This window comes from Dehalococcoidales bacterium (assembly GCA_041652735.1).
In the GTDB taxonomy this organism is placed as follows: Bacteria; Chloroflexota; Dehalococcoidia; order Dehalococcoidales; family RBG-16-60-22; genus RBG-13-51-18.
Genome location: JBAZGT010000016.1, coordinates 1 through 23,557, shown reverse-complemented (window position 1 = coordinate 23,557; position 23,557 = coordinate 1). Strand labels below are relative to the sequence as shown.

General features: G+C 57.4%; 19 protein-coding genes and 1 tRNA gene. 8 read left to right on the top strand and 12 right to left on the bottom strand.

Annotated elements, in window-relative coordinates; all coding sequences use genetic code 11:
* Nucleotides 1-115: 115 nt before the first annotated feature.
* Nucleotides 116-649, bottom strand: a complete 534-nt coding sequence (gene nrdR, locus WC370_06930) for a transcriptional regulator NrdR (GenBank protein ID MFA5309201.1) — start codon at nucleotides 647-649, stop codon at nucleotides 116-118.
* 160 nt (nucleotides 650-809) lie between these two features.
* Here nrdR and WC370_06925 point away from each other — a divergent pair, with 160 nt between their 5' ends.
* Nucleotides 810-2,117, top strand: a complete 1,308-nt coding sequence (locus WC370_06925; protein ID MFA5309200.1) for a folylpolyglutamate synthase/dihydrofolate synthase family protein — start codon at nucleotides 810-812, stop codon at nucleotides 2,115-2,117.
* Nucleotides 2,118-2,627: 510 nt separating this feature from the next.
* Here WC370_06925 and WC370_06920 read toward each other — a convergent pair.
* From WC370_06920 to ribD, 3 genes are all read right to left on the bottom strand, one after another.
* On the bottom strand, nucleotides 2,628-3,041 hold the full coding sequence (locus tag WC370_06920) for an endonuclease domain-containing protein (GenBank protein ID MFA5309199.1): 414 nt from the start codon (nucleotides 3,039-3,041) through the stop codon (nucleotides 2,628-2,630).
* 254 nt (nucleotides 3,042-3,295) lie between these two features.
* Nucleotides 3,296-4,144, bottom strand: a complete 849-nt coding sequence (locus tag WC370_06915) for a hypothetical protein (protein MFA5309198.1) — start codon at nucleotides 4,142-4,144, stop codon at nucleotides 3,296-3,298.
* Between the two features lie 19 nt (nucleotides 4,145-4,163).
* Entirely contained in the window at nucleotides 4,164-5,261 is a 1,098-nt protein-coding gene (ribD, locus tag WC370_06910) for a bifunctional diaminohydroxyphosphoribosylaminopyrimidine deaminase/5-amino-6-(5-phosphoribosylamino)uracil reductase RibD (GenBank protein MFA5309197.1), read from the bottom strand.
* Between the two features lie 109 nt (nucleotides 5,262-5,370).
* Here ribD and WC370_06905 point away from each other — a divergent pair.
* Together WC370_06905 and WC370_06900 are read left to right on the top strand one after the other, a co-directional pair.
* Nucleotides 5,371-5,446 (top strand) — tRNA-Lys (locus WC370_06905).
* Nucleotides 5,447-5,696: 250 nt separating this feature from the next.
* On the top strand, nucleotides 5,697-6,692 hold the full coding sequence (locus WC370_06900) for a DUF4382 domain-containing protein (protein MFA5309196.1): 996 nt from the start codon (nucleotides 5,697-5,699) through the stop codon (nucleotides 6,690-6,692).
* Nucleotides 6,693-6,906: 214 nt separating this feature from the next.
* Here the strand turns inward: WC370_06900 and WC370_06895 are convergent, their stop codons facing one another.
* The 6 genes from WC370_06895 to WC370_06870 all read right to left on the bottom strand — a co-directional run bounded on the left by WC370_06895 (nucleotide 6,907) and on the right by WC370_06870 (nucleotide 13,400).
* Entirely contained in the window at nucleotides 6,907-9,495 is a 2,589-nt protein-coding gene (locus WC370_06895; protein MFA5309195.1) for a cation-translocating P-type ATPase, read from the bottom strand.
* A 427-nt stretch (nucleotides 9,496-9,922) separates the two neighbouring features.
* On the bottom strand, nucleotides 9,923-10,525 hold the full coding sequence (locus WC370_06890) for a flavodoxin family protein (protein MFA5309194.1): 603 nt from the start codon (nucleotides 10,523-10,525) through the stop codon (nucleotides 9,923-9,925).
* A gap of 56 nt (nucleotides 10,526-10,581) precedes the next feature.
* Nucleotides 10,582-10,899, bottom strand: a complete 318-nt coding sequence (locus WC370_06885; protein ID MFA5309193.1) for a type II toxin-antitoxin system PemK/MazF family toxin — start codon at nucleotides 10,897-10,899, stop codon at nucleotides 10,582-10,584.
* Complete coding sequence (locus WC370_06880; GenBank protein ID MFA5309192.1) at nucleotides 10,899-11,153, bottom strand: ribbon-helix-helix protein, CopG family; 255 nt, start codon at nucleotides 11,151-11,153, stop codon at nucleotides 10,899-10,901. The genes WC370_06885 and WC370_06880 overlap by 1 nt, the downstream gene beginning before the upstream one ends.
* A 69-nt stretch (nucleotides 11,154-11,222) precedes the next feature.
* Nucleotides 11,223-12,437 carry a methyltransferase gene (locus WC370_06875; GenBank protein MFA5309191.1) on the bottom strand — a complete coding sequence of 405 codons (1,215 nt, stop codon included), beginning with the start codon at nucleotides 12,435-12,437 and terminating at the stop codon, nucleotides 11,223-11,225.
* A 96-nt stretch (nucleotides 12,438-12,533) separates the two neighbouring features.
* Nucleotides 12,534-13,400: a presenilin family intramembrane aspartyl protease gene (locus WC370_06870; protein ID MFA5309190.1), complete on the bottom strand. Its 867-nt coding sequence runs from the start codon at nucleotides 13,398-13,400 to the stop codon at nucleotides 12,534-12,536.
* A gap of 198 nt (nucleotides 13,401-13,598) precedes the next feature.
* On the opposite strand from WC370_06870, the gene WC370_06865 reads away from it, so the two are divergent.
* From WC370_06865 to WC370_06855, 3 genes are all read left to right on the top strand, one after another.
* Entirely contained in the window at nucleotides 13,599-15,446 is a 1,848-nt protein-coding gene (locus tag WC370_06865; protein MFA5309189.1) for an aldehyde ferredoxin oxidoreductase family protein, read from the top strand.
* 409 nt (nucleotides 15,447-15,855) lie between these two features.
* The gene (locus WC370_06860; protein MFA5309188.1) at nucleotides 15,856-17,616 is read left to right on the top strand and encodes an ABC transporter ATP-binding protein; all 1,761 of its coding nucleotides are present in this window, start codon (nucleotides 15,856-15,858) and stop codon (nucleotides 17,614-17,616) included.
* Nucleotides 17,613-19,427: an ABC transporter ATP-binding protein gene (locus WC370_06855; protein MFA5309187.1), complete on the top strand. Its 1,815-nt coding sequence runs from the start codon at nucleotides 17,613-17,615 to the stop codon at nucleotides 19,425-19,427. Before WC370_06860 ends, WC370_06855 begins: the two co-directional genes overlap by 4 nt.
* A 180-nt stretch (nucleotides 19,428-19,607) precedes the next feature.
* Here WC370_06855 and WC370_06850 read toward each other — a convergent pair whose 3' ends face one another.
* Nucleotides 19,608-19,904 (bottom strand): GIY-YIG nuclease family protein, encoded by a 297-nt coding sequence (locus tag WC370_06850; protein MFA5309186.1) that lies wholly within the window; start codon nucleotides 19,902-19,904, stop codon nucleotides 19,608-19,610.
* Nucleotides 19,905-20,105: 201 nt separating this feature from the next.
* Nucleotides 20,106-20,960, bottom strand: coding sequence for a class I SAM-dependent methyltransferase (locus WC370_06845; GenBank protein MFA5309185.1), 855 nt, complete (start codon nucleotides 20,958-20,960; stop codon nucleotides 20,106-20,108).
* A gap of 152 nt (nucleotides 20,961-21,112) precedes the next feature.
* On the opposite strand from WC370_06845, the gene WC370_06840 reads away from it, so the two are divergent.
* Together WC370_06840 and WC370_06835 are read left to right on the top strand one after the other, a co-directional pair.
* Entirely contained in the window at nucleotides 21,113-21,394 is a 282-nt protein-coding gene (locus tag WC370_06840; protein MFA5309184.1) for a MoaD/ThiS family protein, read from the top strand.
* 259 nt (nucleotides 21,395-21,653) lie between these two features.
* Nucleotides 21,654-23,300, top strand: coding sequence for an ABC transporter substrate-binding protein (locus tag WC370_06835; protein ID MFA5309183.1), 1,647 nt, complete (start codon nucleotides 21,654-21,656; stop codon nucleotides 23,298-23,300).
* Nucleotides 23,301-23,557: the final 257 nt, after the last annotated feature.

Below are 23,557 nucleotides of genomic sequence, written 5' to 3'. Positions count from 1 at the left end.
TCCACGAGCTTGCGATCGCGGATGCCCATGGCGGCGGCATTATCAAAGACGATGCGCGCCACCTGGCTGCGGTTGACCGGCGCGGCGTTCTTGCGGCCGGCGTGGTTGTTAACATTCATGGCCGCTGCCTCCGGGGCGCCCGGAACTGCACCGGCAGCTCTTCCACCGGGAAGAGGGGAATCTGGTCGGCGGGGGGAAGAATAGCGTGTCCGGCCAGGCTGTCCACTTCTTCCTTGAGCGTGGTGATATCCTCGAACTCGCGGTAAACACTGGCGAAGCGGATATAGGCAATATGGTCGAGTTTTTTAAGCCGCGCCATGACCGCGTCACCGATGGTGGTGCTGGGGACCTCGGCTTTGCCCATCTGGAAAAGCTCCGCTTCAATATCGTCGGCGAGCTGGTCGGGCGTGTTGCCGGGCAGCGGCCTCTTTTCACAGGCTATCTGGATACCGCGGAGCAGTTTTTCGCGGTTGAACTCCTCGCGGCGGCCGTCCTTCTTTATCACGAAAACGCTGGTGTGCTGCAAGCGCTCGTAGGTGGTAAAACGCAGGTCGCACCGCAGGCACTGGCGCCGGCGGCGGATGCCGTCATTTACGTCACGGGAGTCCAAAACCTTAGAATCCGGGTGTCCGCAGAATGGGCAATTCACATAATATCTCCACAAGTGGTAGTGTCAAGGCTTATAAGTTACCACAACAGGTAGTGTTTGTCAATAGTTTTTTTATCACAAATATTAACCTATTATTTTGTAATTATTTGCTTTACCGTAAACCTGAGATAGGCTATGATGAGTGAAAGGGAGAAGAAATATGAATTATCAAGAAGCCCTGGAATATGTTTTAAAGTACGCCGACTACGAGAGGCTGCCGCGCTCCGGCATAGTTTGGGACCTGAAGCGCATCGAGCGGCTGCTGGCGAGGCTGGATAACCCGCATTTAGCCGCCAAGTCCGTCCACGTGGCGGGGACGAAGGGGAAAGGCAGCACCGCCGCCATGATTGCCTCGATACTCAAGAGCGCCGGCTACAAGACCGGGCTTTATACCTCCCCCCACCTCCTGTCATACACGGAGCGGATACAGGTGAACGGCCAGCCTATCAGCGAAGAGGACTGGGCAAAGCTGACCGAGATTATCCAGCCCCACGTGGAGGCGGAGAACGCTTTGGGCGACCTGGGGGAGCTGACCACCTTCGAGATTTTCACGGCCATGGCGTTCCTGCACTTCGCGCAAGTGAAGGCGGACTGGCAGGTGATGGAGGTGGGGCTGGGCGGCAGGCTGGACGCCACCAACGTGATACAGCCGCAGGTCTGTGTGATTACATCCATCAGCTACGACCACATGGACGTGCTGGGGGATACTTTGGCCAAGATAGCCCGGGAGAAGGCGGGCATCATCAAGCCGGGGGTGGTGGTCGTCAGCGCGCCGCAGTTCCCGGAGGCTTTGGAGGCAATCGAGGGGGTGTGCCGGGAGAACAATGTGCGGTTCGTGATGGTGGGACGGGACGTGACGTGGGAGCTGCGCAACTTCGATAGCGAGGGGCAGAGCTTCCGCCTGAAGGGCTTGAAAAGGGATTACGAATTGCGGATACCGCTGCTGGGGGAGCACCAGGTGGAGAACGCGGCCAACGCCGTAACCACCGCGGAACTGCTCCGGGAAAAAGGCGCGAAGATAACGGCGGAAAACATCGCGGTAGGGCTGGCCCAGGTCAGCTGGCCGGGGCGTTTGCAGGTGCTGAAAAAGGAGCCGTGGGTAATCGTGGACGGGGCGCATAACGCCTATTCCATGCTGCGGCTGAGGGAAGCCTTAAAAATCTATTTCAACTACGATAAGGCGAAGCTGATACTGGGGTTCGGGGCGGACAAGGACATAGCCGGGATGGCGGCGGAGGCGGTCAAGATTACGGACGACATTATCATGGTGACGTCCCGCCACCCCCGGGCGGTGAAGGCGGAGGCGTTAATAGCGGAGTTCCGGAAGCACGGGGTAACGCCGCGGGTGGCGGCCAGCGTCAAGGAGGCGGTGAACCTGGCGGTGGGGGAGGCCAAGCCCAACGACCTCATCTGCGCGGCGGGGAGCATCTTCGTGGAGGCGGAGGTCATGGAGTGGGCGAAGGAGTAGAGAATAGAGATTAGGGGATAGAGATTAGGGGGAAGGGGCTAGGGAACAGGGATTGTTTTTGTTTAAAATTTTTTTTGTTAACGTTCACGTACGGTTTGTAGCTAACCATTTGTTTTTTGATTTATGTTAATTCAGCTTCAAAATCCGGGGAGTTGTTTTTTAGTTTATGGTAAGTGAGTTTACAGTTTACAATGAACAGTTAACAGTAAATAGTTTACAGTTATCAGTATAAGGGGGGCGGGGGAGAAAAGGAAGGGGATGGTGTCGCGGGGGAAGAGGGGGGAGGGGTGAGGGGGGAGGGAGAAGCTAAAAAGTTCCCGATTTCCCTTCGGTCATGCGGGATGCCGAATGAGGTAAAGAACCGGCACAAAACCACAGGTAACAGGTCCAATCTAAAAACCCTCTCTAGCTTACTTTCCGATTCACGGCGTTCATACGGAATCTGCGACTTTACGAAAGGGGGAGGATGATTGGTAAAAACCCTCACTATCTCCTTCCGATTCACGGCGTTCATACGGAATCTGCGACTTTACGAAAGGGAGAGGATGAGTTTCCCTCTTTCGTAAAGAGGGGAGGAGGGAGATTTCTCCCAATTACTTCCAAAACACCTTCTATATTTTGCAGCACATCAGTATTTGTAAACCTTAGCACTGTCAATCCCAGACTACCCATAAATTCATCTCTGATCCTATCGTATTCAACAGAATCATTAGTAAAATGCTGTCCTCCATCGACTTCAATTACCAGCTTCGCCTGATAACAATAAAAATCTGCGATATATGCGCCCAATGGCTTTTGACGCGAGAATAACAAGCCTTGTAGCTGTTTCATCCTGAGCTTAGACCAAAGTACCTTTTCGGCATCGGTCATGTTTTTTCTAAGCTCCCGTGAAAGCTGCTTTAATTTGGGATTATATGGAAGCATAACACCTATTATATAATAATAACCTTTTTAAAAACCCTCTCTTATCTCCTTCCGATTCACGGCGTTCATACGGAATCCGCGACTTTAGGAAAGGGAGAGGATTAGTTTTCCTCTGTTGTAAAGAGGGGGAGGGGGTTTTACACAAGAACTTTTCGGGGGAAATCATTATTACCCATCTTGTGTTTCAGGTAGTCCTCACTGCCTGTTTGTCAATACACATATCTCCGGGTTCTCCCGCCTCCCAGTTATGCCATCTATTTAACCACGCTTTTCAGTTCCGCTATCAGGCGGCGGATAAAGTCCGGGGTGAGGCGGTTGGGGAAGCGGATAGCGTCCAGCTGTTTTTGGCCTTTGGCGATGTCCAGGAGGTCTTCCCGGCTGATGACGTTGTAGGCGGGCATATCGCACATCTCAGCGTACTTTTCCCGGACATCAAATATCTCTTTGAAGACGGCCTTTTCATCACGGGCCAGGGCGTGGTAACCTTTCATCCTCAGGTACTTTTCCGCCGGGTCACGGGTATAGTCCCGGTTCTGCACCTGGAGGTTTTTCAGTGTATAGACATCCAGCAAATTGGCTTCGTAGAGTTTTTTAAAGAGGGTGTCCTTCAGCTGGAACAGGTAAATAACGTCATTCAGGGCGTAAGCGATGGCGTCTTTATCAAAGGGGCGGCGGTTCCAGTTGTGCTGCTGGTATTTCTCTTTGCTCTTGAGGGTGACGCCCAGCTCCGCGGCGATGACCGAATGCAGGTCCTGTTTTTTAAAATCCAGCAGCTCCACCGCCGGCCGCAGGTCCAGCAGGGATTTAAACTCGATATTATAGGCGTTTTTCAGAAGGGAAGAATCGCTCGAACCGTCATAGACTATTTTCAGGATGCCGCGGCTTTCGAAGAAAGATTTAAGGGTGGGGGTATCGATTTCCAGGGGGTCGATTAACACCCTGGCGGCGCCGTCGTAAACCTGTACCAGGCACAGCTTCTCGCCGTAGGCATGGAGGTTAGTTTCCGCCTCGATATCCAGCGCGATAACGCAGTTCTTCCGGTCGTTCAGGCCGGCAAGGTAAGATTTAAGCTCGTGTTTCTTTTTTATCCAGGTATAATCCATGATACAAGTCCGGCGGGGTTCAGTCGGCCGCCCTTACGGCCTCCACCACAATATCCTCCCCGCTCCGGTAAATTTTGTTAAAAGCCAGCGCGTAAGCCCGGGTCAGGTCCATGATATCGAGGTCGGCTATGGCGGGGGTGCCCCGGCCCAGCAGTCTGGGGGCGATGATGACCACCACTTTATCCCCCAGCCCCGCGCGCAGGAAAGAGGTAATCACTTTAGCCCCGCCCTCCACCAGCAGGGAGGAAACATCCCGTTCCCCCAGGGCTTTAAGCAGGTTTTTTAAATCCACCCGGCCGGCGGCGTCCGGCGGGGTAACAAGCACTGGAACGCCCATCGACTGCAAAGCGGCGACTTTTTCTTCAGGGGCGGATGGGGTGGCAACGACCATAGTGCGGGCGGTGTCCTGGCCGGTCAATACCTTAGCGTCCGGCGGAATCCGGAGGGTGGAGTCGAGGATAATGCGGAGCGGGTTCCGGCCTTTGACCAGGCGGGTGGTAAGCTCCGGGTTATCCTTAACGACCGTCTCCACGCCCACCAGGATAGCGTCGTGTTCAGCGCGGAGGCGGTGCGCCAGCTTCAGGGAGGGGGGGGAGGTAAAGCGGCTGGAGGTGCCCCGCGGGGCGGCGATTTTACCGTCCAGCGTCTGCGCCCACTTGAGCGTAACCCAGGGCAGGCCGGCGGTGCGGTGTTGGATATACTTCTCGTTCAAAGCGCGGCAGGCGTCTTCCATCACGCCCACGGCGGTCTTTATCCCATTAGCGTTCAAGAGTTTAACGCTTTCCCCGCTCATCCGGGGGTCCGGGTCCAGCATGCCGATAACCACACGGTCGATTTTATTCCTTATGATGGCGTCCGTGCAGGGCGGGGTCTTGCCGAAGTGGCGGCAGGGCTCCAGGGTAACGTAAAGCGTCGCCCCGGCCACATCCGCCTGAGCGTGCTTGAAAGCGTCAACCTCCGCGTGGTCCCGGCCGAAAGCATGATGATACCCCCGGGCGATAACGCGCCCCCTCTTAACGATTACAGCGCCCACCATGGGGTTCGGGGAGGTCTTCCCTAGGCCGCGGCGGGCCAGCCCTAAAGCCTGCCGCATAAAAAGCCCGTCGTTATCTATCATTATGTCTGCAATTATAACGCAAAGGGGCGGGGAGGCACAAAAGCGTACATAACAGTTGCGCAGGGCAAGGCTGATTTGATAGAATAGAAAGCTGGAATCCCTTTTACACGGGCCGTTAGCTCAGCTGGTAGAGCAGTGGACTTTTAATCCATTGGTCGCAGGTTCGAACCCTGCACGGCCTACCAATTAGCCCCCGGATACACCGTCTACCCGTTGCCGCTTTTTACGCGCGAAGTACTTAACACCCTCGAACCAGAGAACGCTCACCGCCCCGGCCCCGATGCATATCAGCATGTCCGTGAAGTGCAGGATGCCAAAGCGGCACAGGTCCCGCCGCCAGTTTTATAAAAATGTTACAGATAAAATCCCGGTGTTATGAAAATGTCACCCGTTATGTGTTACATTAATGACAAGGAATAAACGGGAGGGTATATTATGTTGAAACGTAAGAAGAAGCTATCCGGGATCATCACGGCCGCCGTCATCCTGCTCATGATTACGGGAATATTATTAACCGGCTGCTCGAGCGCCGAGACCACGGCCCCCACCACGACCGTGGTCGCAGAAGGCAGCGTGATATTCACCGTAGCCGATGCCGCCGCCAATATGGAAGCGATATCCAGCGCAGAAATAACCGTGGACAGTATCGAAGCGCATGCCCAGGGGGGCGCCTGGACCACGGTTTCCACCCAGAGCCAGGCGTACGACCTCATGGAACTGAGAGCGGACGGCAGCGCGAGGCTGATGGCCCAGGCCGATATGGCTTCAGGTACTTACGATAAAATAAGAATCAATGTTTCCCAGCTTACCATAGCAGACGCCAGCGGCGCTCACCAGTGTGTCATGCCGAACGGCGTTTTTGAAATGGCCGGGCAATTTGAAGTGAAGACCGGCGCCACGGCGGCGGTGAAAGCGGACTTCCTGCTGGACGAATCACTGCACATGGCCAGCGACGGGCGGTATGTCTTCGCGCCGGTAGTGCAGCTTGAAACGCGCAACAATTGTGAGGCGCAGGTACAGACCTCCAACAAAGTAGAAATTACCGGGGGACAGGTAGTAGCCAATGTTAAACTGGGCATGAACCTGCAAGGTGAAATGGGGGTGGGGCTGGGGATAGGCCCGGGCGCGGTCCTTGATATCAGCGGTTCCGGGATGATCACCATCGGGGGAGGCAACGGCGGCGGGAACGGCGGCGGCAACGGGAATATTATGACGGCCACCGGCACGCTGCAATCCGTTAATACCGTCATGGGCACGGTAACCATCAATACCAGCGGGACCAGCCTGACGCTGGGGACAAATGCCAGCACCGATATCAAAGTCGGCGGGATGGTCTCTACGGTCATCAAGCTGATCTCCAACGTAGGCGATGCCATGACGGTGGAGTATGATGCCAGCACCAACACAGCCACCAGCATAACAATACAATAAACCAGTAGAGCGGATCGGCCGCCGGGCGCATTCCGGGGGTGTGATTACAGGCTGTCCCGAGTTCAGCCTACAAGGACCGGAGCGCCGGGCGGCGGATTTTTTCAGCCGGGGCCGGGAGGGCGACACCGCCAACAGGTAACAGCACCGGGCGCGGTGAACAATTCCCGTCCCGGGGCCGGGCCGCGCTAACGTCCCGGCGGAAGGCATCAGCTTTTCAGGACCGACCCCCGGCCACGCCGTCCACCCGCTGGCGCTTTTTACGCGCGAAGTACTTAACACCCTCGAACCAGAGAACGCTCACCGCCCCGGCCCCGATGCATATCAGCACGTCCGTGAAGTGCAGAATGCCGAAGTGGCACAGGTCCCGCAGCCAGGGTAAATAAATCATCAGCCCCAGGAAAACGACGGCGGAGAGGACAATCCACCTTAAAGCGATGTTGCGGGCGCGGAAGCTGCCGAGTATCGTGCTGGACCAGTTGCGGTTGGTGAGTATCAGTCCCAGGTTAGCGATAACGAGGGTGGCAAAGGTCAGCGTGCGCGCTTCCATGGCGCCACGGCCCAGCACCAGGCTCAATTTATAGACCGCCAGCGTCACCGCCAGGACGACAACTCCCTGTAAAAGACTAAAAATCACTGTCCGGCGGTTGAAAAGCGGCTCATGCCGGTCCCGCGGCGGGCGGTTCATCACGTCCGACTCCTCCGGCTCGGCCTCAAAGGCGATAGAGCAGGCGGGGTCGATAATCAGCTCCAAAAACACGACGTGCACCGGGTAAAGCACCAGCGGCCACTTGAACAGCACCGGAATCAAAGACAGGCCGGCGATGGGCACGTGGATAGCCAGGATATAGGCCATGGCCTTGCGCAGGTTATCGAAAATGCGCCGGCCCAGCCGCACCGCCTTGACGATGGAGGAAAAATCGTCGTCCAGGAGAACGAGGTCGCCGGCCTCACGGGCGACGTCGGTGCCGCGTCCCCCCATGGCGATGCCGATATTGGCGGACTTGAGCGCCGGGGCGTCATTAACGCCGTCCCCGGTCATGGTCACGATTTCCCCGTTAGCCTTGAAGGCGTTGACCAGGCGCAGTTTTTGTTCAGGGATAACGCGGGCGAAGACGTTGACCGCTTTGATGCGCTCCTGCAAATCAGCGTCACTCATGGCGTCCAGCTCGGCGCCGGTGATGACCTTTTCCGGTTCCTTCAAGCCTATCTGCCGGGCGATGCTCCGGGCGGTGACGGGGTAATCGCCGGTAATCATCACCACGCGGACGCCGGCGTGACGGCACTCTTTAATGGCCTCCGGCACGGAGGGGCGGATGGGGTCGCTAAAGCCCACCAGCCCCAGGAATTCAAACCTGAAATCGTGCTGATTGCCCGGCAGGGCGGTCTGCTGGAAACCGGCTTTGGCCACCCCCAGCACCCTCAACCCCTCCCCGGCCATATCGCTGATTCTGTCCTGAAGCTCCCGCGCGCGGGCGGCGTCCAGGTGGCAGAGGTCGATGATGGCTTCCGGGGCGCCCTTGGCGGCGATAACGTAGTCGCCCCGGTCGCGGGACTCCCAGACGCGGGACAGGGCCAGCAGCTCCCGCGAAAGCGGATATTCCTTCATCAGCCGCCAGTCCAGGTGGAGGTGCTCGGTCAGGGCGGGGTAATATTCGCCCAGCTCCCTTAAAGCCTTCTCCATGGGGTCGAACGGCCGGGTCTGGCTGGCCAGGATGCTGAACTCGACAAGACGGTGGAACTTTTCCGGCGGAGGGGTATCGTGATTAGCGGCGATATCAAAGAACTCACCGCCGGCGTAGATTTTATCGATAGACATGCGGTTAACGGTGAGGGTGCCGGTCTTGTCCACGCAGAGAACGGTGGCCGCGCCGAGTATCTCGATGGCGGGCATGCGACGGGTCAGGACGTGGCTCTGCGAGATGCGCCAGGCGCCCAGCGCCAGGAAAACGGTGAGCACCACCGGGAACTCCTCCGGCAGGATGGCCATGGCTAAAGTGATGCTCGCCAGCAGGCCGTCCATCCATTCCCCGATAGTCAGGCCGTAAACCAGCGCCATCAGGGCGCATAACGCCACGGCCACCAGCGCCAGGTTGCGCACCAGCCGCCCCGTTTCCTTCTGGAGGAAGGTCTGCTCTGTCTCTATAGTCTGCAATGACTTGCCTATTTTACCGAACTCGGTATGCAGGCCGGTGGCGGCGATGCGGGCGACGCCCAGCCCGCTGACCACCAGCGTACCGGAATAAACGAAGGAGGAGTGGTCGCCGCCGGGGCGCTCCATCTCCGTGGTCTCCGGCAGGCATTCCAGCTTGTGCACGGGCACGGACTCGCCGGTGAGCAGGGACTCTTCCACCAGCAGGTTGTTACAGGCTAAAACGATGCCGTCGGCGGGGACGCGGTCGCCCTCGGACAGGACGATAATATCGCCGCGCACCACCTCCCGCCCGGCGATTCTCCGGGTAGCGCCGTCCCGGATGACCATCGCCCGGGGACTGGAAAGGTCGCGCAAAGCTTCCAGCGTACGCTCCGTCCGGCGCTCCTGGTAAAGGGTGATGCCGATGATGACGAAGACGAAGAAAAGCAGCAGCAGGGCTTCCTGGATATCCCCGAGCACCATGTAAATGATGCCGCCGGCGATAAGGAGCAACAGCATCGGCTCCCGTATCACCCCGAAAGCGATGGCCAGGAAGCTGCGTTTCCTGGCGGAGGGGATTTCATTAAAGCCCTCCGCTTTCAGGCGCGCGGCGGCCTCGGCTTCCGGGAGGCCGGAAATCAGGTGCAGTTTATTAAGGTCATATGTTTCCATATATATACCGTTTAAAGGTAATAAAAAAACCCGCAGGACGCTCGGTCCCACGGGTTATTACTCCGCTGCAATGATAAGCCCGGCTCTCCTCAAAGGGGGCCTGCTCCGAACAATAATATTTTAACCCAGGCGTGATAATGTGTCAACCGGGGAGGGCGACTAAAATCCCTCTCTTATCTCCCTTTTACAAAGGGAGACGTCAATACCCATAAATGTTTAGCAAACATCACCTTACCCCCTGACCCTCCACCTGCGCTGGCAGAGAAGGGGGGTGAGAAATTAAAAATCAAAACTCAAAAATAAAAAACACAGATAAAAAATAAAAGATGAGGCGGGTAACGGACCTCACCCCCTTATGTTCCCCCTCTCCGTTTACAGAGAGGTGGAAGGGGAAAAGGAAAAATTAACGGACTGAAAATGACCTTATTTATTTGGGGGGCGGGGCTGGCGGCCAGGGGCCGGAGGTAGGCCTGGTAGCCAGCCATTTGCCGGTCATCTCCAGCATGGGTATTTTTATATCTATATTCTGGCGGCGTAACGGAATCATGTCCACTACGTCAAAGCCGCAGGTCTGCAAGACGCGCTCCAAAGTGGCGGCGCAGGACACGGTGCCGTTGCCGCTGCCGCCGGCGTAGCATAAACCGACCGCCGGCGTGCCTCCGCCGGCGGGGAAACCGGGGCGGGGAGCGGCGCCGGGCTTAAAGAGCGTGCGGCGAAAGCGGTCCGTAAAGGCCCGCATACTTTCCGAAAGGTCGCCGAAATAGACCGGATTGGCGAAGACCAAGGCGTCCGCGGCTTTCACCTTGTCCGTCAGCATGGCCAAATCATCCTCGATAACGCAGCGGCCTTCTTTGCGGCAAAGCCCCCAGCCATCGGGGTCGCACTGGCGGCAGCGCTCCAGCTTAAGCTCCGTCAGGAAAATGACTTCCATTTGAGCTTTGGCCGCCGTTGCGCCTTTGCGGATAGCCCCGATAGCGCGGGCGGTCTGGCCCTCGCGGTTGCGGCTGCCGGATAACACCAGAATGTTCATTTAATACCTCCAGGGAGTTAAGTCGGGTTTCTATAATAAAGACTAGCACAACCGGATTATTTTGCAATACCCAGCGCGAAGCATACGGCGGCTTCTACCTCTTTCATCTTTTTAAAATTGAGGACGGCCAGGCAATTTTGCAGGGAGTCTTTGGGGATGGTGGTAATGGTATCCAGATTGGCCGCGCAGTCTTGCGGCAGACCTTCCGCGATACCAAGGCGGACTTCAGACGCGATACCCCGGATGCGGGTGGTGACCGGCGCGACCACTATCAGAGACCGGACGCTATAGGCTTCATCACGGGAGAGCAGTAAGACGGGACGCCGGCCGGACGGCGGCGGCAACTCCGCCCACCATATCTCCCCGCGGCGCATTACCAGGGTTCCTCTTTAAGGACGGCGCCGGCTGAAACACGGGCGGCCGCAATTTCCTCATCCGTTTCCGGCAGCTGCCGGTAAGCGCGGATATACTGCTCGCTCATCTCACGCTCTTTACGCTGGCGCAAAAGCAGCTCTAAAGCGCGGCGGAAAAGCTGGCTGCGGCTTTCACCGCTGCCTTTCCTTTCTTTTTCCGCGGCGGCCAGCACGTCCTCCGGCAGGCTGATGGCAATCTTGGCGGTCCTGGGCATAGCACTTACCCCTTCATACCAGAATCATACCATAGTATGAACCGATGGACAGGGATTGTCAATATCCGGCTAAGTTTTCTCCAGTACCAGCAGGCTAAAGCCCCGCCGCCGCTCCCGCGCCCTGACGCGGAGGTCCGGCCGCGAGGCTGCATAAGATACCAGGCGGGTGACGGCCGTGGAGCCGGCGGCCAGCACTATCAGTCCGCCCGGCCTAAGCCGCGCCGCCATATGATCGAGGTCTTGAGTGATAGCGTCCCTGCCTTCCGCCTCCCGCAACACCCCCAGAAAAAGGTCGGGGGTTTCTGCGGCATCAAGACCGATTCCCGCCTGGTGCCTGATAAAAATATTTTCCGGCGGGCAGCCGTTAGCGACCAGGTTAAGCCGCGAATAGCGCAGCGCCAGCAGGTCGCGGTCGACCAAAGAAATAGTCCGGGGGTGGAGGAGGCGCCATAAAGCCAGGGCTACATGCCCCTGGCCGGGGTTGAAGACCACCGCGCGGCGGCCGTCCCGGCCCGGCAAGTCAGGCAAGGTTTTCACCAGCATCTCACTGGCGTAGCTTAAAGAGTCGAACTCCGGCAGGCCGTGGGCGGTCTGCACGGTACAGTCCATATCGCCCAGCCGGATAGCCACTTTCCGGCGATGGTAAATACCGCGCTCGAAAGCGGTAAGGGAGGGCGGGGGCGGGGCATTTTCACCGCTGAAGCGGTAGTGAAAGACGGCGTGGCCGGGGCGGTCGCGTTTAAGGATAATTTCAGCGCCGGGGGTTTCGGCGAGGGTTTTGTCCACCAGCTCGGCCAGCGGGGCGACCACCACCGCCGCCGCCAGGCCGCCGGGCTTTAGAAAATACGGCGCTTCCCGCAGCAGGTAAGCGATAACGTTTTCCCCGGCTTTACCGGGGATATTGGCAACAACAAGGTCGAAGTCCCGGCGGGCAACATCGTCGTAGCCGAGGGAGCCGTAAATCTCCACGCCGTCCAATTTGTTCAGGGCAGCGTTTTGCCGGGCATACGCCACCGCTAAAGCGTCCCGGTCCACCAGGTGGGCGGCGCTGTCCGGGTAAAGGCTTTTAAGCGCCAGCCCCAGGGGGCCATAGCCGCAGCCCATATCCAGAATATTTCTAAAGTCGCCGTAACCGCCCTCCATGATGGTGCGCAGCAGGAATTTTGTCCCGATATCGATATCATGGCTGCTGAAAAGCTCCTGGGAGGTGCGGAAAAGCAGTCCCCGCGGTCCGGCGCGGAAGGGGACGGTCTTGTGATAATAAATGGCTTCTTCCATGAGCATATTGTACCTTAAAACATACCGGGCGGCACGTATAAGATTAGTGTTCCCGCATGAGAGGTAATCCGGGGGGATAAGGGGAGCATGACGGCGGCGCGGCTACTTCAGGAAGAAAAATACGATGAGATAGCCGACCAGGGACATAAAAGTGACCGGGGGCAGCGCCGGCATGGGTTTGCCTTTGAGCCAGAGTTTTTGAATCAGGAAAGCGCCCATCAGCCCTAAAGTCGCCAGCGCGCCCACCAGTATGCCGCCGGCCAGGCCGTATTTAAAGTTAACGGACACCGCCATCATTAAAGGGAAGCCGATGTCACCGCCTCCCAGGATAACGTACTCCCGCTTGGCGGCCTCCTCCTTGCGGAGCTCGTTGAACTGCACCACCTTGAGCTTGAGCGCCACGTCGCCGGGGTTCTTGGGGAAGATAAAAGCCGGCAGGGAGGTGGTATCGGAAAGCTTGTCCGCCATCCAGACCATGAGGCCGAAGCGCACCGCCAGGATATCGTAAACGGAGACCACCAGCATGAAAATCATGAAGGTGAGCGGGGAGAAAAGGTAGCCGAAGATAGCGGCGGCGGCGGCCAGCGCGACGAGCAGAAGCAGGTCGTGCAGCCATATCCTGGCCCAGAACAGCCAGATAAGCGCGGCCACGCCGGCCAGGGCATAGGCGGCGGGGGTGGGTATCTTAAAGAAAGTGACGATAAATATGCCCCAGCCGAACATCACGGCGAAGACGATGCGGAAAACATACTTGAGTTTATCCAGCGGTATGAAAAAGAAGATAACGGCGATAACCACTATCGCCGCGAAGAAATAGACCAGAATCACCCAGAGCGAGCTGCTCTGGTAGGGGATATCGCCGGAAACGAAGGACGGCTTGATAAAGCTCGCCACCCAGAGCGCCAGCGCTAGGGACAGCGCCATGACGGCGGTACTCCAGATATAAGGGCTGAGCCTGAGTTTTTTCATAAAGTACGACAAACAGGGTATTACCTTAACTATATATGATTGGGTCGGTCTTTGACAATAATATAAGCAACATCATCTTTTGTTAGCCGGACACGCACAGGTACGGATTATCTAATTCCGGGCAATATTGTATAATGACTGGATAGCCACCCTCTCGGGTTTCAGGCGAGAGAAAATAACGGCTTACCGGAGGCAATCATGGCCGGAGGATACCTGGGCAAAATACTGTGGGTTGATTTGACCGGCGGCACGCTAAAGGATGAGCCGCTGGATGAAACGCTGGCGCGGCAGTACCTCGGGGGCTACGGCATCGGCGTGCGGCTGCTGTTCAACCGGATGAAAGCCGGGGCGGACGCTCTCGGCCCGGACAATATCCTGGGATTTACCACCGGGCCGCTGACCGGCACCCGGGCCATCTCCGGCACGCGCTTCACCGTGGTGGGCAAGTCTCCGCTGACGGGCGGCTGGGGCGACGCCAACTCCGGCGGCTACTTCGGGGCTTATCTGAAATTCTCCGGGTACGACGATGTGTTTTTCACCGGCATCGCGCCCGGGCCGGTCTATCTCTATATAGATAACGGGAAAGCGGAACTGAGGGACGCCGGGCACCTCTGGGGCAAAGACACCTACGAGACGGAAGCAATACTGAAAGCGGAGCTGGGCCAGGACACGGCGATAGCCTGTATCGGGCCGGGCGGGGAAAAGCTATCGCTCATCGCCGGCATCGTCCACACGCGGGGCAGCGTGGCGGCGCGCTCGGGGCTGGGGGCGGTCATGGGGTCGAAGCGCCTTAAAGCCGTCGCGGTCAAGGGCAAAATGAAGGTGCCCATCGCCGACGAGCAGGGCCTGAAAGAACTAAGGACCAGGTACATGGCGCAGGTGGGCGGTCACGTGGATATCCTGCGCAAGTACGGCACCACCTTCACCACCGTTTCCAGCATCGAGGCCGGCGATTCGCCGGTGAAGAACTGGGGCGGGGCGGCGATTACCGATTTTCCGGAGGCCGGGGACATCGGCGCCGAGGCGGTGGCGGCGCGCAGCGAAAAGCGTATCGCCTGCTACCAGTGCCCGGTAGGCTGCGAGGCCGTGATGAAAGCCGGTGCCGGCGAATACGAGTACGCCGCCGGCTCCTACCGCCCGGAATATGAGACCATCGTCATGCTCGGCAGCAACTGCCTGAACCATAATATCGACTCCATTATTAAAGCCAATGATATCTGCAACCGGCTGGGCATAGACACCATCTCCGCCGGGGCGGTTATCGCCTTCGCCATGGAATGTTACGAAAAAGGGCTTATCAGCCGGCAGGATACCGGCGGCATCGACCTTACCTGGGGGAACCACCGGGGCCTGGTGGCGATGACGGAGCAGATGGGCAGGCGGGAGGGCTTCGGGGATATCCTGGCGGACGGCGTGCAGGCGGCGGCGCGGCGCATCGGCGGGAGGGCCGCCGAATACGCCATGCACGTCCACGGGCAGGAAGTGCCGGGCCATAACCCCATCGCCACCTCCGCCATGGCCACCACCTATCTCACCAACGCCACGCCGGCGCGGCATACCCAGGGCTCGGAAGAGCACCACAACAAGGGGCTACTGCCGGAAATCAACCGGCAGCTTTATACGGGCCGGGCGGAGGCGCACAAGCGGGGCAGCAATTTCCAGCACTCTTTGATGTGCTCCGGCATGTGCCTTTTCGTTAATTCCGCTTTGCCCCACGCCGATGTCATCGCCGAGTTTTTGTGCCCGGTCACCGGCTGGGATATGACCACCGAGGAAATGGTGACCACCGGGGAGCGCATCGAGAACCTGCGGCAGGCATTCAACCTGCGGGAGGGCGTGACATTATCCCAGTTCAAGATAGCCGGCAGGCTGCTCGGCAAGCCGCCGCATAAAACAGGGCCTATCGCCGGGGTCACCGTCGATGAAGAGACGATGATTAAAGAGTATTTCACGGCCATGGACTGGGACGCTAAAACGGGCCGGCCGGGTCGGAAGCGGCTGGGGGAGCTGGGTCTGAGGGACGTGGCCGACGCGCTAAAGCTTTAAGGGCGAGCCGCCTTCCGTTAAGGATAAACCCGTTTTCAATAACCGTCCCGGGGAAAGCTGGGGCGCGGGTATTATCGCATCGTGAAAATCACCGGACTCCCGTATGTGCCGGCATGGTGAAATTTACATCCCCTTTACCCCCAAACAAACAGCCGGGCGGGAGGAACGGAAGAGAGTCACAGCAATAAATATATTTCACCCTTCGACAAGCTCAGGGTGAGCGGAAGAATTACAGTAATTAATTCCTTGTTGATATAAGGCTCCCCCAAACAAACAGCCGGGCGGATTTTGTTAAAGTAATGTCACAATTTTGGCTTTACAGCCGGAAAATACTTTACGGATAAGTTGTTTAGGAGTAAAATACTATCACGTTATATCGGTATAATTTCAGCATTCCGGGTGCATTCTCATGAAAGTAATTGTCAGACTGCTGACGTTCGTGCGCGGCTACTGGTATATCCTGGGGCTGGCCTTCCTGTGCATCGTTCTCCAGACCGGCCTGGGACTGGCTATTCCCCGGCTGCTGGGTGACGGCATAGATTCCGTTCTGCGCAACGGAGCGCGCAGCTATATCTGGATAATCGCCGGGGCCATCATCGGCGTGAGCATCGTACGCGGCGCGTCCGGCTACGGGCAGCGCTTCCTCATCGAGTTCGTGGCGCAGAAGGCCACCTACGCCATGCGCAACGCCCTGTACGAGCGCATCCAGCGCTTGAGCTTCGCCTTCCACGACCAGAGCCAGACGGGGCAGCTGATGTCCCGCGCCACGGTGGATATCGAGGCGGTGCGCATGTTCGTCTCCATGGGGCTGCTGGGCCTGGTACAGGTAGTCCTGATGGTGCTGGTGGTGGCATACCTGCTGCTGATTATCGACTGGCAACTGGCGCTTTTCACCCTCGCCTTCGTGCTGCCGGTGGGCTGGCTGGCGATAAGCTTCGGCCGGAACATACGGCCTATCTGGCTCAAGGTGCAGGCCGTCATGGGCACCATGGGCACCACGCTGGAAGAAAGCCTGGCGGGCATCGGCGTGGTCAAGGCTTTTTCCCACGAGAAAGAAGATAACCGCCAGTTCGCCAAACAGGCCACCGTCCTCTCCGACGAGCAGGTGCACGCCGCCAAGCTGATGGCGGTTAACGCCCCCACCATGGGGCTGCTCTTCACCATCCCCACCGCCATTATATTATGGTACGGCGGGCAGCAGGTGATTAACGGCAGCATGAGCATCGGGCAGGTGACCCAGTTCATCCTGTACATCGGGATGCTGGCCATGCCCATCCGCCGGCTGGGGATGATAGTAAACCTCTATTCCCGGACGATTTCCGCCGGGCAGCGCATCCTGGAAATCCTGGACACGAGGTCCGAGGTCACGGAAAAGCCGCACGCCATCCAGCTGGGGAGGCTCAAGGGGCAGGTATCCTTCCAGGACGTGAGCTTCAGCTACAACACCATGTCCGCGGCGCTGAAGCATGTCAGCTTCGAGGTGCAGCCGGGGCAGCTGGTGGCTTTGCTGGGGCGGTCCGGGAGCGGCAAAAGCACCATCGCCAATCTGCTGGCGCGGTTCTATGATGTGACCGACGGCAAAATACTGGTGGACGGCGTGGACGTGCGCGATGTCACCCTGACTTCCCTGCGCAAGAACGTGGTGGCGGCGCAGCAGGACGTTTTTCTGTTTTCCGCCACGATTAAAGACAATATAGCCTACGGCGCGGTGAACGCCAAGATGGACGAGATAATCACGGTGGCCAAGGCGGCCAACCTGCACCAGTTTATCCAGGCGCTGCCGGAGGGGTACGATACCTGGGTGGGGGAGCGGGGCGATACGCTTTCCGGCGGGGAAAAACAGCGTTTGTCCATCGCCCGCACGCTGCTGGTAAACCCGAGCATCCTTATCCTGGACGATTCCACCGCCAGCGTGGACGCGGCCACGGAAAAGCTCATCCGCCAGGCGCTGGACCAGCTCATTAAAAACCGGACGACCTTTATTATAACGCACCGCCTGCCCATCATCCGCAACGCCGATGTTATCCTGATGCTCCAGGACGGCGAGTTGGCGGAAAAGGGCACCCACGACGAACTGATGGCGCGGGGCGGCATTTATCAAAAGCTGTACGAATCACAGCTTTCCCTGAATAAAGACATTATCGACGAGGCAGCGGAGGAAATGCCATGATGCGCGGAGGACCCGGCGGCGGCGGGGGACGTCCCGGCGACCGCTTTGATGCGGACGAGGCGCTGGGCAAGGTCTATGACAGCCGCGTTATAGGCAAGCTGCCCAGATATCTGCGGCCGGTCAAGGGCTGGATAGCCATCGGCGCCAGCGGCATGCTCGTACGCACGCTGGCCATGCTGGCGGCGCCGTACCTGGTGGGCATCGGCACCGACCATATCATAGCGGGCGATATGCACGGGACGCTGATTATCGTCCTTTATTTCCTGCTGACCGCTTTCCTCACCTGGGGCGGGCAGTACCTGGAAAACGCTTACCTGGCTTACGCCGGGCAGTCCATCATCTACCGCATGCGCACGGAGATGTTCGACCATTTGCTGCGGCTTTCCCTGAGCTTCTTCGACCGCTCCAAGGTGGGCAAGCTGATGTCCCGCGTGCAGAATGACGTTTCCCAGATACAGGAGCTGGTCACCCAGGGCATCTTAACGCTTTTAACCAGCGTGCTGACGCTGGTGGGCATAGCGGCTATCATGATGGCCATGGACTGGCGGCTGGCTTTATACACGCTGACCGTTATCCCGGTAATGATTATCATGACCGCCATCTGGCAGAAGTACGCCCGGCAGGCTTTTATCCAGGTGCGGCAGAAAATAGCCATCGTCAACTCCCAACTCCAGGAGGACATGGCGGGGGTGCGGGTGATACAGAGCCTCTCCCGGGAAGAAGAGAACATGGAGCAGTTCGACCAGGTAAACCGGGCGCACCTGGACGCCAACGTCACTGCGGTCAAGCTGGAAGCGCTGATAATGCCGATGGTGCAGATTTCCACCGGCGTGTCTTTCGCCGTGGTCATCATCGCCGGAGGCTTGCTGGCGCTCGACGGGGGCATGAGCATCGGCGTACTGACCAGCTTCCTGCTCTACGTACAAAGGTTCTTCGACCCCGTCCTGGAGCTTTCCATGCAGTACACGGAGCTGCAGCGGGCCATGGCTTCCGGGGCGCGCATCTTCGAGCTGCTGGACGTGGTGCCGGAAATCAGGGACAAACCGGACGCCGTGGAGCTGCCGCCGGTGAAGGGCGAGATAAAGTTCCAGAATATAACCTTCGCCTACGAAAAAGACAAAGACGTGCTGCACGATATCAGCCTGACGGTCAAGCCCGGCGAATCGGTAGCCATCGTGGGGCAAACGGGGTCGGGCAAGAGCAGCCTGGTCAGCCTGGCCGCGCGCTTTTACGAGACGACCAGGGGGTCGGTGACCGTGGACGGCTATGACGTGCGCGACGTGACCCAGCAATCACTGCGGCGGCAAATAGGCATCGTGCCGCAGGACCCCATTCTCTTTTCCGGCAGCATCGAGGAGAATATCAAGTTCGGGCGGCTGGAGGCGGACCACCAGCAGGTGATGGACGTGTCTAAAATGGTGGGCGCGCACGGCTTTATCAGCCGGCTGGACAAGGGCTACGATACGCTGGTGGGGCAGCGGGGGGTCAATTTGAGCGCCGGACAGCGGCAGCTTATCTGCATGGCGCGGGCGATACTGGCCGACCCGCGGATTTTGATACTGGACGAGGCTACATCTAATATAGATACCAATACGGAGCGCATCATGCAGCGCGCCTTGCGCAAGCTGACCCGGGGGCGCACCACTTTAACGATTGCGCACCGGCTGTCCACCGTGACGGAGTCCGACCGCATTATCGTGCTGTCCCAGGGGAAAATAGCGGAGGAAGGCTCGCACCAGGAGCTGCTGGCGAAGCAGGGGCTGTACTACAAGATGTACCAGACGCTGAGCTCGCCGGACATGACGGGGTAGGGTATTTTTCTTAACAATACCGATGCAAATCGGTATCCAGATAGAACAGCATCAGTTGAATTTACGTCAAAATGCAGCCGGAAGTTAATACCTGGATACCGGCCCCGATAAATACGGGGTATACTACTTTCGCCGGTATGGTTTATAGCTATGATTACTATTATTCATTGACCGAGTAACTCACTCGCCGGTAATGAGTCTGTCATATAAATCCTGCCAAAGCGGATTTGCCTTCTCAATCAATTCCAGCTTCCACTTTCTTTGCCATTCTTTGATTTGTTTTTCCCTGGCCAATGCGGCATCGTGATTATCACATTGTTCATAATAAACAAGATTGTGAACTCCGTATTTACTGGAAAATCCTTTAACAAAATCGTTTTTATGCTCGTAGATACGCCTTAGAAGGTCGTTGGTAACACCTACGTAAAGCGTCCCGTTACGCTTATTGGCTAATATATATACGTAGTAATTGTTCATACCGCAATAACAATAAAACTAAATTATTGTCTTATAAACGTCAAGTATATACTGAAGGGTAATACCTGGATACCGGCTTTCGCCGGTATGGTTAGTGGTTTAGTTTTTGCTTTTACACGTCAAGCATGTGCTGAAGGTAATGCCTAGATTCCGGCCCCGATAAATACGGGGTATACTACTTTCGCCGGAATGGTTTATGTATTAAGGCTTTTTCCTCACGGCCATGATGATATGGCTGCCGCAGTTTACCAGGCCGGGGTCGTGGTTGATTTTCTTTTCCAGCTCCACCACCGCCGCCCAGGCGGCGGGGTCGGCGGCCACCCGTTCGTTGGACGGCGCGTATTCGCGCAGCGCCACGTTGGAGCCGGCCGTTTCCAGTATTTCACATCCCGTAAAAAGCGCTTGCAGCTCCGCTGCGGTGAAAAGGTGCATGGGGGCATGCATCATACCGGCGGCCCTTGAAGGAAAGCCGGAGAGGTCGCCGGATGCCAAAACATCCCATAGCGCCGGGCCGTGGTCCGTGGGCTTATCCGGTTCCTTTAACGTGACCAGATCCGGCTGCTGCGCCACTCCCTGTACCGCCCCGAGCTTGCTCCCCACCCCCACCAGGATAACGCCGCCCGGCCGGGTGACGCGCACCAGTTCCGCCGCCGCCTGACGCCGTTTTTCACAAACGTAGGTCAGCACCGCGCCGAAGCAGATGACCATATCGAACCGCCCGTCCGGGAACAGGGAAAGGTCGCAGATATCCGCCCGGACACAGCGCTCGATGCCCGCCGTCTGGCCGGACTCCGCTATTTTCTGCCCGGCAATCTCCAGCTGCTTATCGGAAATATCCAGGGCGGTGACCCTGGCTCCGGCCCTGGCGGCCAAGATGCTGAACCGCCCCGGCCCGCTCCCGGCATCCAGGACGCGGTCGCCGTGTTTCAGGTAGCGCCGGATAAAGTCCTCGTGGATAACCGCCTGGAGCCGCCCGTAGGCCGTGGCTTCCAGTCGCGCCCACTCGGCGGGGCCGTAGGCATTATAAAAAGTACGGGTGTATTCCGGGTTGTACATAATTTGGTATTATACCATAACACCGGGAACGAGCGCCTTTTCATCACCGGCGGACACAATCGTTTTATTGAAAAACGTTGACCTGGTGGTAATGGGGTGTTAGAATAATAAACCCGTCAAATCAGTCTCAGAAAAGGTCAGGAAAACAAGCTATGTTCAAATGCATTATTCCGATGTACGGGCTCCCCAGGGAAATCACGGAGCTCAGGGAGGCGGAGGTGGAGTTGAGTGACGGCGCCGGCATGGCGGAAGTGGTTGCCGCGCTGAAGAAAAAGGTGCCGTCTCTGGAAGGGCCGGTAATACGCCGGGGGGAAAACCGGCTGGCGGAGCTATACAAGTTCAATATCAACGGGCGTTTTTACTTTGACGGCCAGGACTTCATGCTCCGTGAGGGTGACCGTATCGCGCTGCTGGTGCCGATGACCGGCGGCTAGGCTGCGGAAGGCTTAAAAAAAAATAAAAAAACGCCATTAGGAAATTACTTGACAAGGTGAGAGTATAGATGTATTATTCTGCCAAAATCAGATGTTAAGGAAAGGTTAAACTCGCCGCTCCTGGCAAAATCCAGGTTGTCGTAGAAGGAGGCGGTTATCCCGGGTGGCTGTAAGAAGTCTTAAAATTAAAGGAGGTGATGGATGCCTGCATAAAAAAAAGAACGGGTCACTAAAATATCTAAAGGAGTGAAAGGAAATAATGAAAAGATTAATCTTTCTTACCTTGGCAGTTATTTTGATATTCGGTCTCGTTCTTGTCGGCTGCAAAAAAGCAGAAACCACCACCAGCAAACCTCCTACAACCACAACACCGGCAGTCACTACCACCCCCGCGCCCACAGATGCAAGATTACCCAACCTAGGCAGCCTGGCCAAACCGGATGGCGGTAAAGCAGGCGGACGTCTCCAATTACAGGCCACCGGCAACATCGCCAATATCGGCGATCCCATGGTTTCCGCCGGCCCGGCTGATGCGGCTTTCTCCTTCCTGGTAGTAGAGCCGCTGGTCATCGTCGGCGCGGACGGCAACCTGAAACCCTGGCTGGCAGAAGAAATCATAATAGCTGATGACGGTTCGTCAATCACGCTGAAACTGCGCCAGGGCATCAGCTTCACGGACGGCACGCCCTTCAATGCTGACGCCGCCAAGTACAACCTGGACACCGGCATCAATAGCACCATGTGGCCTAACATGCTGTCCGTCCAGGACTGTGTAATAATCGATAATTACACCATCAAGTTGAACTTCAAAGACGGAAAGTGGGACTGGGGCGCCGCCAAGAGTCTGGCCAGTTTCTGGAGCGTCATGATGTTCTCCCCCACGGCGCTGCAGAATCAAACGTCCGACTGGAAAATGACCCACGTAATAGGTACCGGCCCCTTCAAACTGACCGAGTTCGTCCGCGACCAGAAACTGGTTTACGACCGCAATGACGACTACTGGAGAGGCAAGCCTTACCTCGATGGCGTCGACTACAATATTATTCCTGATGCGACAGTCGCCCTGCTGGCGTACAAGTCCGGGCAGCTGGACACTATCGGCGTACAGGCGCAGGACGCCGAAGGCCTCATCAACGACGGTTTTGACATCGTCACCTCCACCGATATGGTCTTCAATATGTGCCTGATTCCCTCCAGCAAGAACTCGGATTCACTTCTAGCCGATGTCAATATCCGCCGCGCCGTAGAGCATTCCATTAACAAGCAGGCGCTGGTAGATGCGTTCACTTACGGCTACGGTGAAGCCACCAACCAGGAATTCTGCATTCCTCCCTACATGGACCCCACCTGTGTCGGTTATCCTTATGATATCCAGGCGGCCAAGGACCTCCTGACGGCCGCCGGCCATCCCCAGGGTATAGAAATCACCCTGTGGATTGTGGACTCCATGCCTATGGATGTCCCGACAGCGCTGCAGGATATGATGAAGGACGCCAATATCACCCTGAACGTTGAGAAAGTGAGCGTCATCCAGTTCATCGAGATGATTGGCGGCGGCGGCACCGGCTGGGACGGGTACGTGTATTCCTACGGTTTCCCGGGCACCACGGTTGACGCGGCCAGCACCCTGATTAACGGCCCGTTCAACGGCAATACCACCTGGATAAGCTGTGTACAGCCTGATGACCTGCAACTGTTATCTCAGCAGGCCGCTCAGGAAACAGACAGCGCGACGCGGACCGCGATGTACCAGGAACTCTCCAGGAGAATGACCGATGATTACTGCATGTGGACATTCATGTACTACACGCCTGGAATTTCCACCGTGGCCCCTTACCTTAAGGGCCATACCATCGGCAAATACACGGAATTCTTCGCCTATACCTTCGCCTGGCTGGACAAATAAACGTTAGCCAAAGAGCCGTATAGCTTAGACGGCCGGGAAATAAAATACGGGTCGCGGTTACCGCGACCCGTATTCTTTTGTCTTTAAAAGCGGGATGGACCGGCAGTTTCAAAGCCGGGAATGCCTGTCCGCTAAACTCTGATACAGGCTACGAAGTGCCCGTTGCCCACGTCACGCAGCGGCGGCCGGGCCTGGCTGCATTCCGGTATGGCCATATGACAGCGCGGGTGGAAATGGCACCCCGGGGGAGGATTCAC

Coding starts and splice junctions, on each gene's coding strand:
- WC370_06870 (MFA5309190.1), bottom strand. CDS start 13,400: ATGAAAAAACTCAGGCTCAGCCCTTATATCTGGAGTACCGCCGTCATG.
- WC370_06920 (MFA5309199.1), bottom strand. CDS start 3,041: ATGCTTCCATATAATCCCAAATTAAAGCAGCTTTCACGGGAGCTTAGA.
- WC370_06900 (MFA5309196.1), top strand. CDS start 5,697: ATGTTGAAACGTAAGAAGAAGCTATCCGGGATCATCACGGCCGCCGTC.
- WC370_06865 (MFA5309189.1), top strand. CDS start 13,599: ATGGCCGGAGGATACCTGGGCAAAATACTGTGGGTTGATTTGACCGGC.
- WC370_06850 (MFA5309186.1), bottom strand. CDS start 19,904: ATGAACAATTACTACGTATATATATTAGCCAATAAGCGTAACGGGACG.
- WC370_06885 (MFA5309193.1), bottom strand. CDS start 10,899: ATGCGCCGCGGGGAGATATGGTGGGCGGAGTTGCCGCCGCCGTCCGGC.
- WC370_06880 (MFA5309192.1), bottom strand. CDS start 11,153: ATGCCCAGGACCGCCAAGATTGCCATCAGCCTGCCGGAGGACGTGCTG.
- WC370_06895 (MFA5309195.1), bottom strand. CDS start 9,495: ATGGAAACATATGACCTTAATAAACTGCACCTGATTTCCGGCCTCCCG.
- WC370_06890 (MFA5309194.1), bottom strand. CDS start 10,525: ATGAACATTCTGGTGTTATCCGGCAGCCGCAACCGCGAGGGCCAGACC.
- ribD (MFA5309197.1), bottom strand. CDS start 5,261: ATGATAGATAACGACGGGCTTTTTATGCGGCAGGCTTTAGGGCTGGCC.
- WC370_06845 (MFA5309185.1), bottom strand. CDS start 20,960: ATGTACAACCCGGAATACACCCGTACTTTTTATAATGCCTACGGCCCC.
- WC370_06835 (MFA5309183.1), top strand. CDS start 21,654: ATGAAAAGATTAATCTTTCTTACCTTGGCAGTTATTTTGATATTCGGT.
- WC370_06840 (MFA5309184.1), top strand. CDS start 21,113: ATGTTCAAATGCATTATTCCGATGTACGGGCTCCCCAGGGAAATCACG.
- WC370_06855 (MFA5309187.1), top strand. CDS start 17,613: ATGATGCGCGGAGGACCCGGCGGCGGCGGGGGACGTCCCGGCGACCGC.
- WC370_06875 (MFA5309191.1), bottom strand. CDS start 12,437: ATGCTCATGGAAGAAGCCATTTATTATCACAAGACCGTCCCCTTCCGC.
- WC370_06925 (MFA5309200.1), top strand. CDS start 810: ATGAATTATCAAGAAGCCCTGGAATATGTTTTAAAGTACGCCGACTAC.
- WC370_06915 (MFA5309198.1), bottom strand. CDS start 4,144: ATGGATTATACCTGGATAAAAAAGAAACACGAGCTTAAATCTTACCTT.
- WC370_06860 (MFA5309188.1), top strand. CDS start 15,856: ATGAAAGTAATTGTCAGACTGCTGACGTTCGTGCGCGGCTACTGGTAT.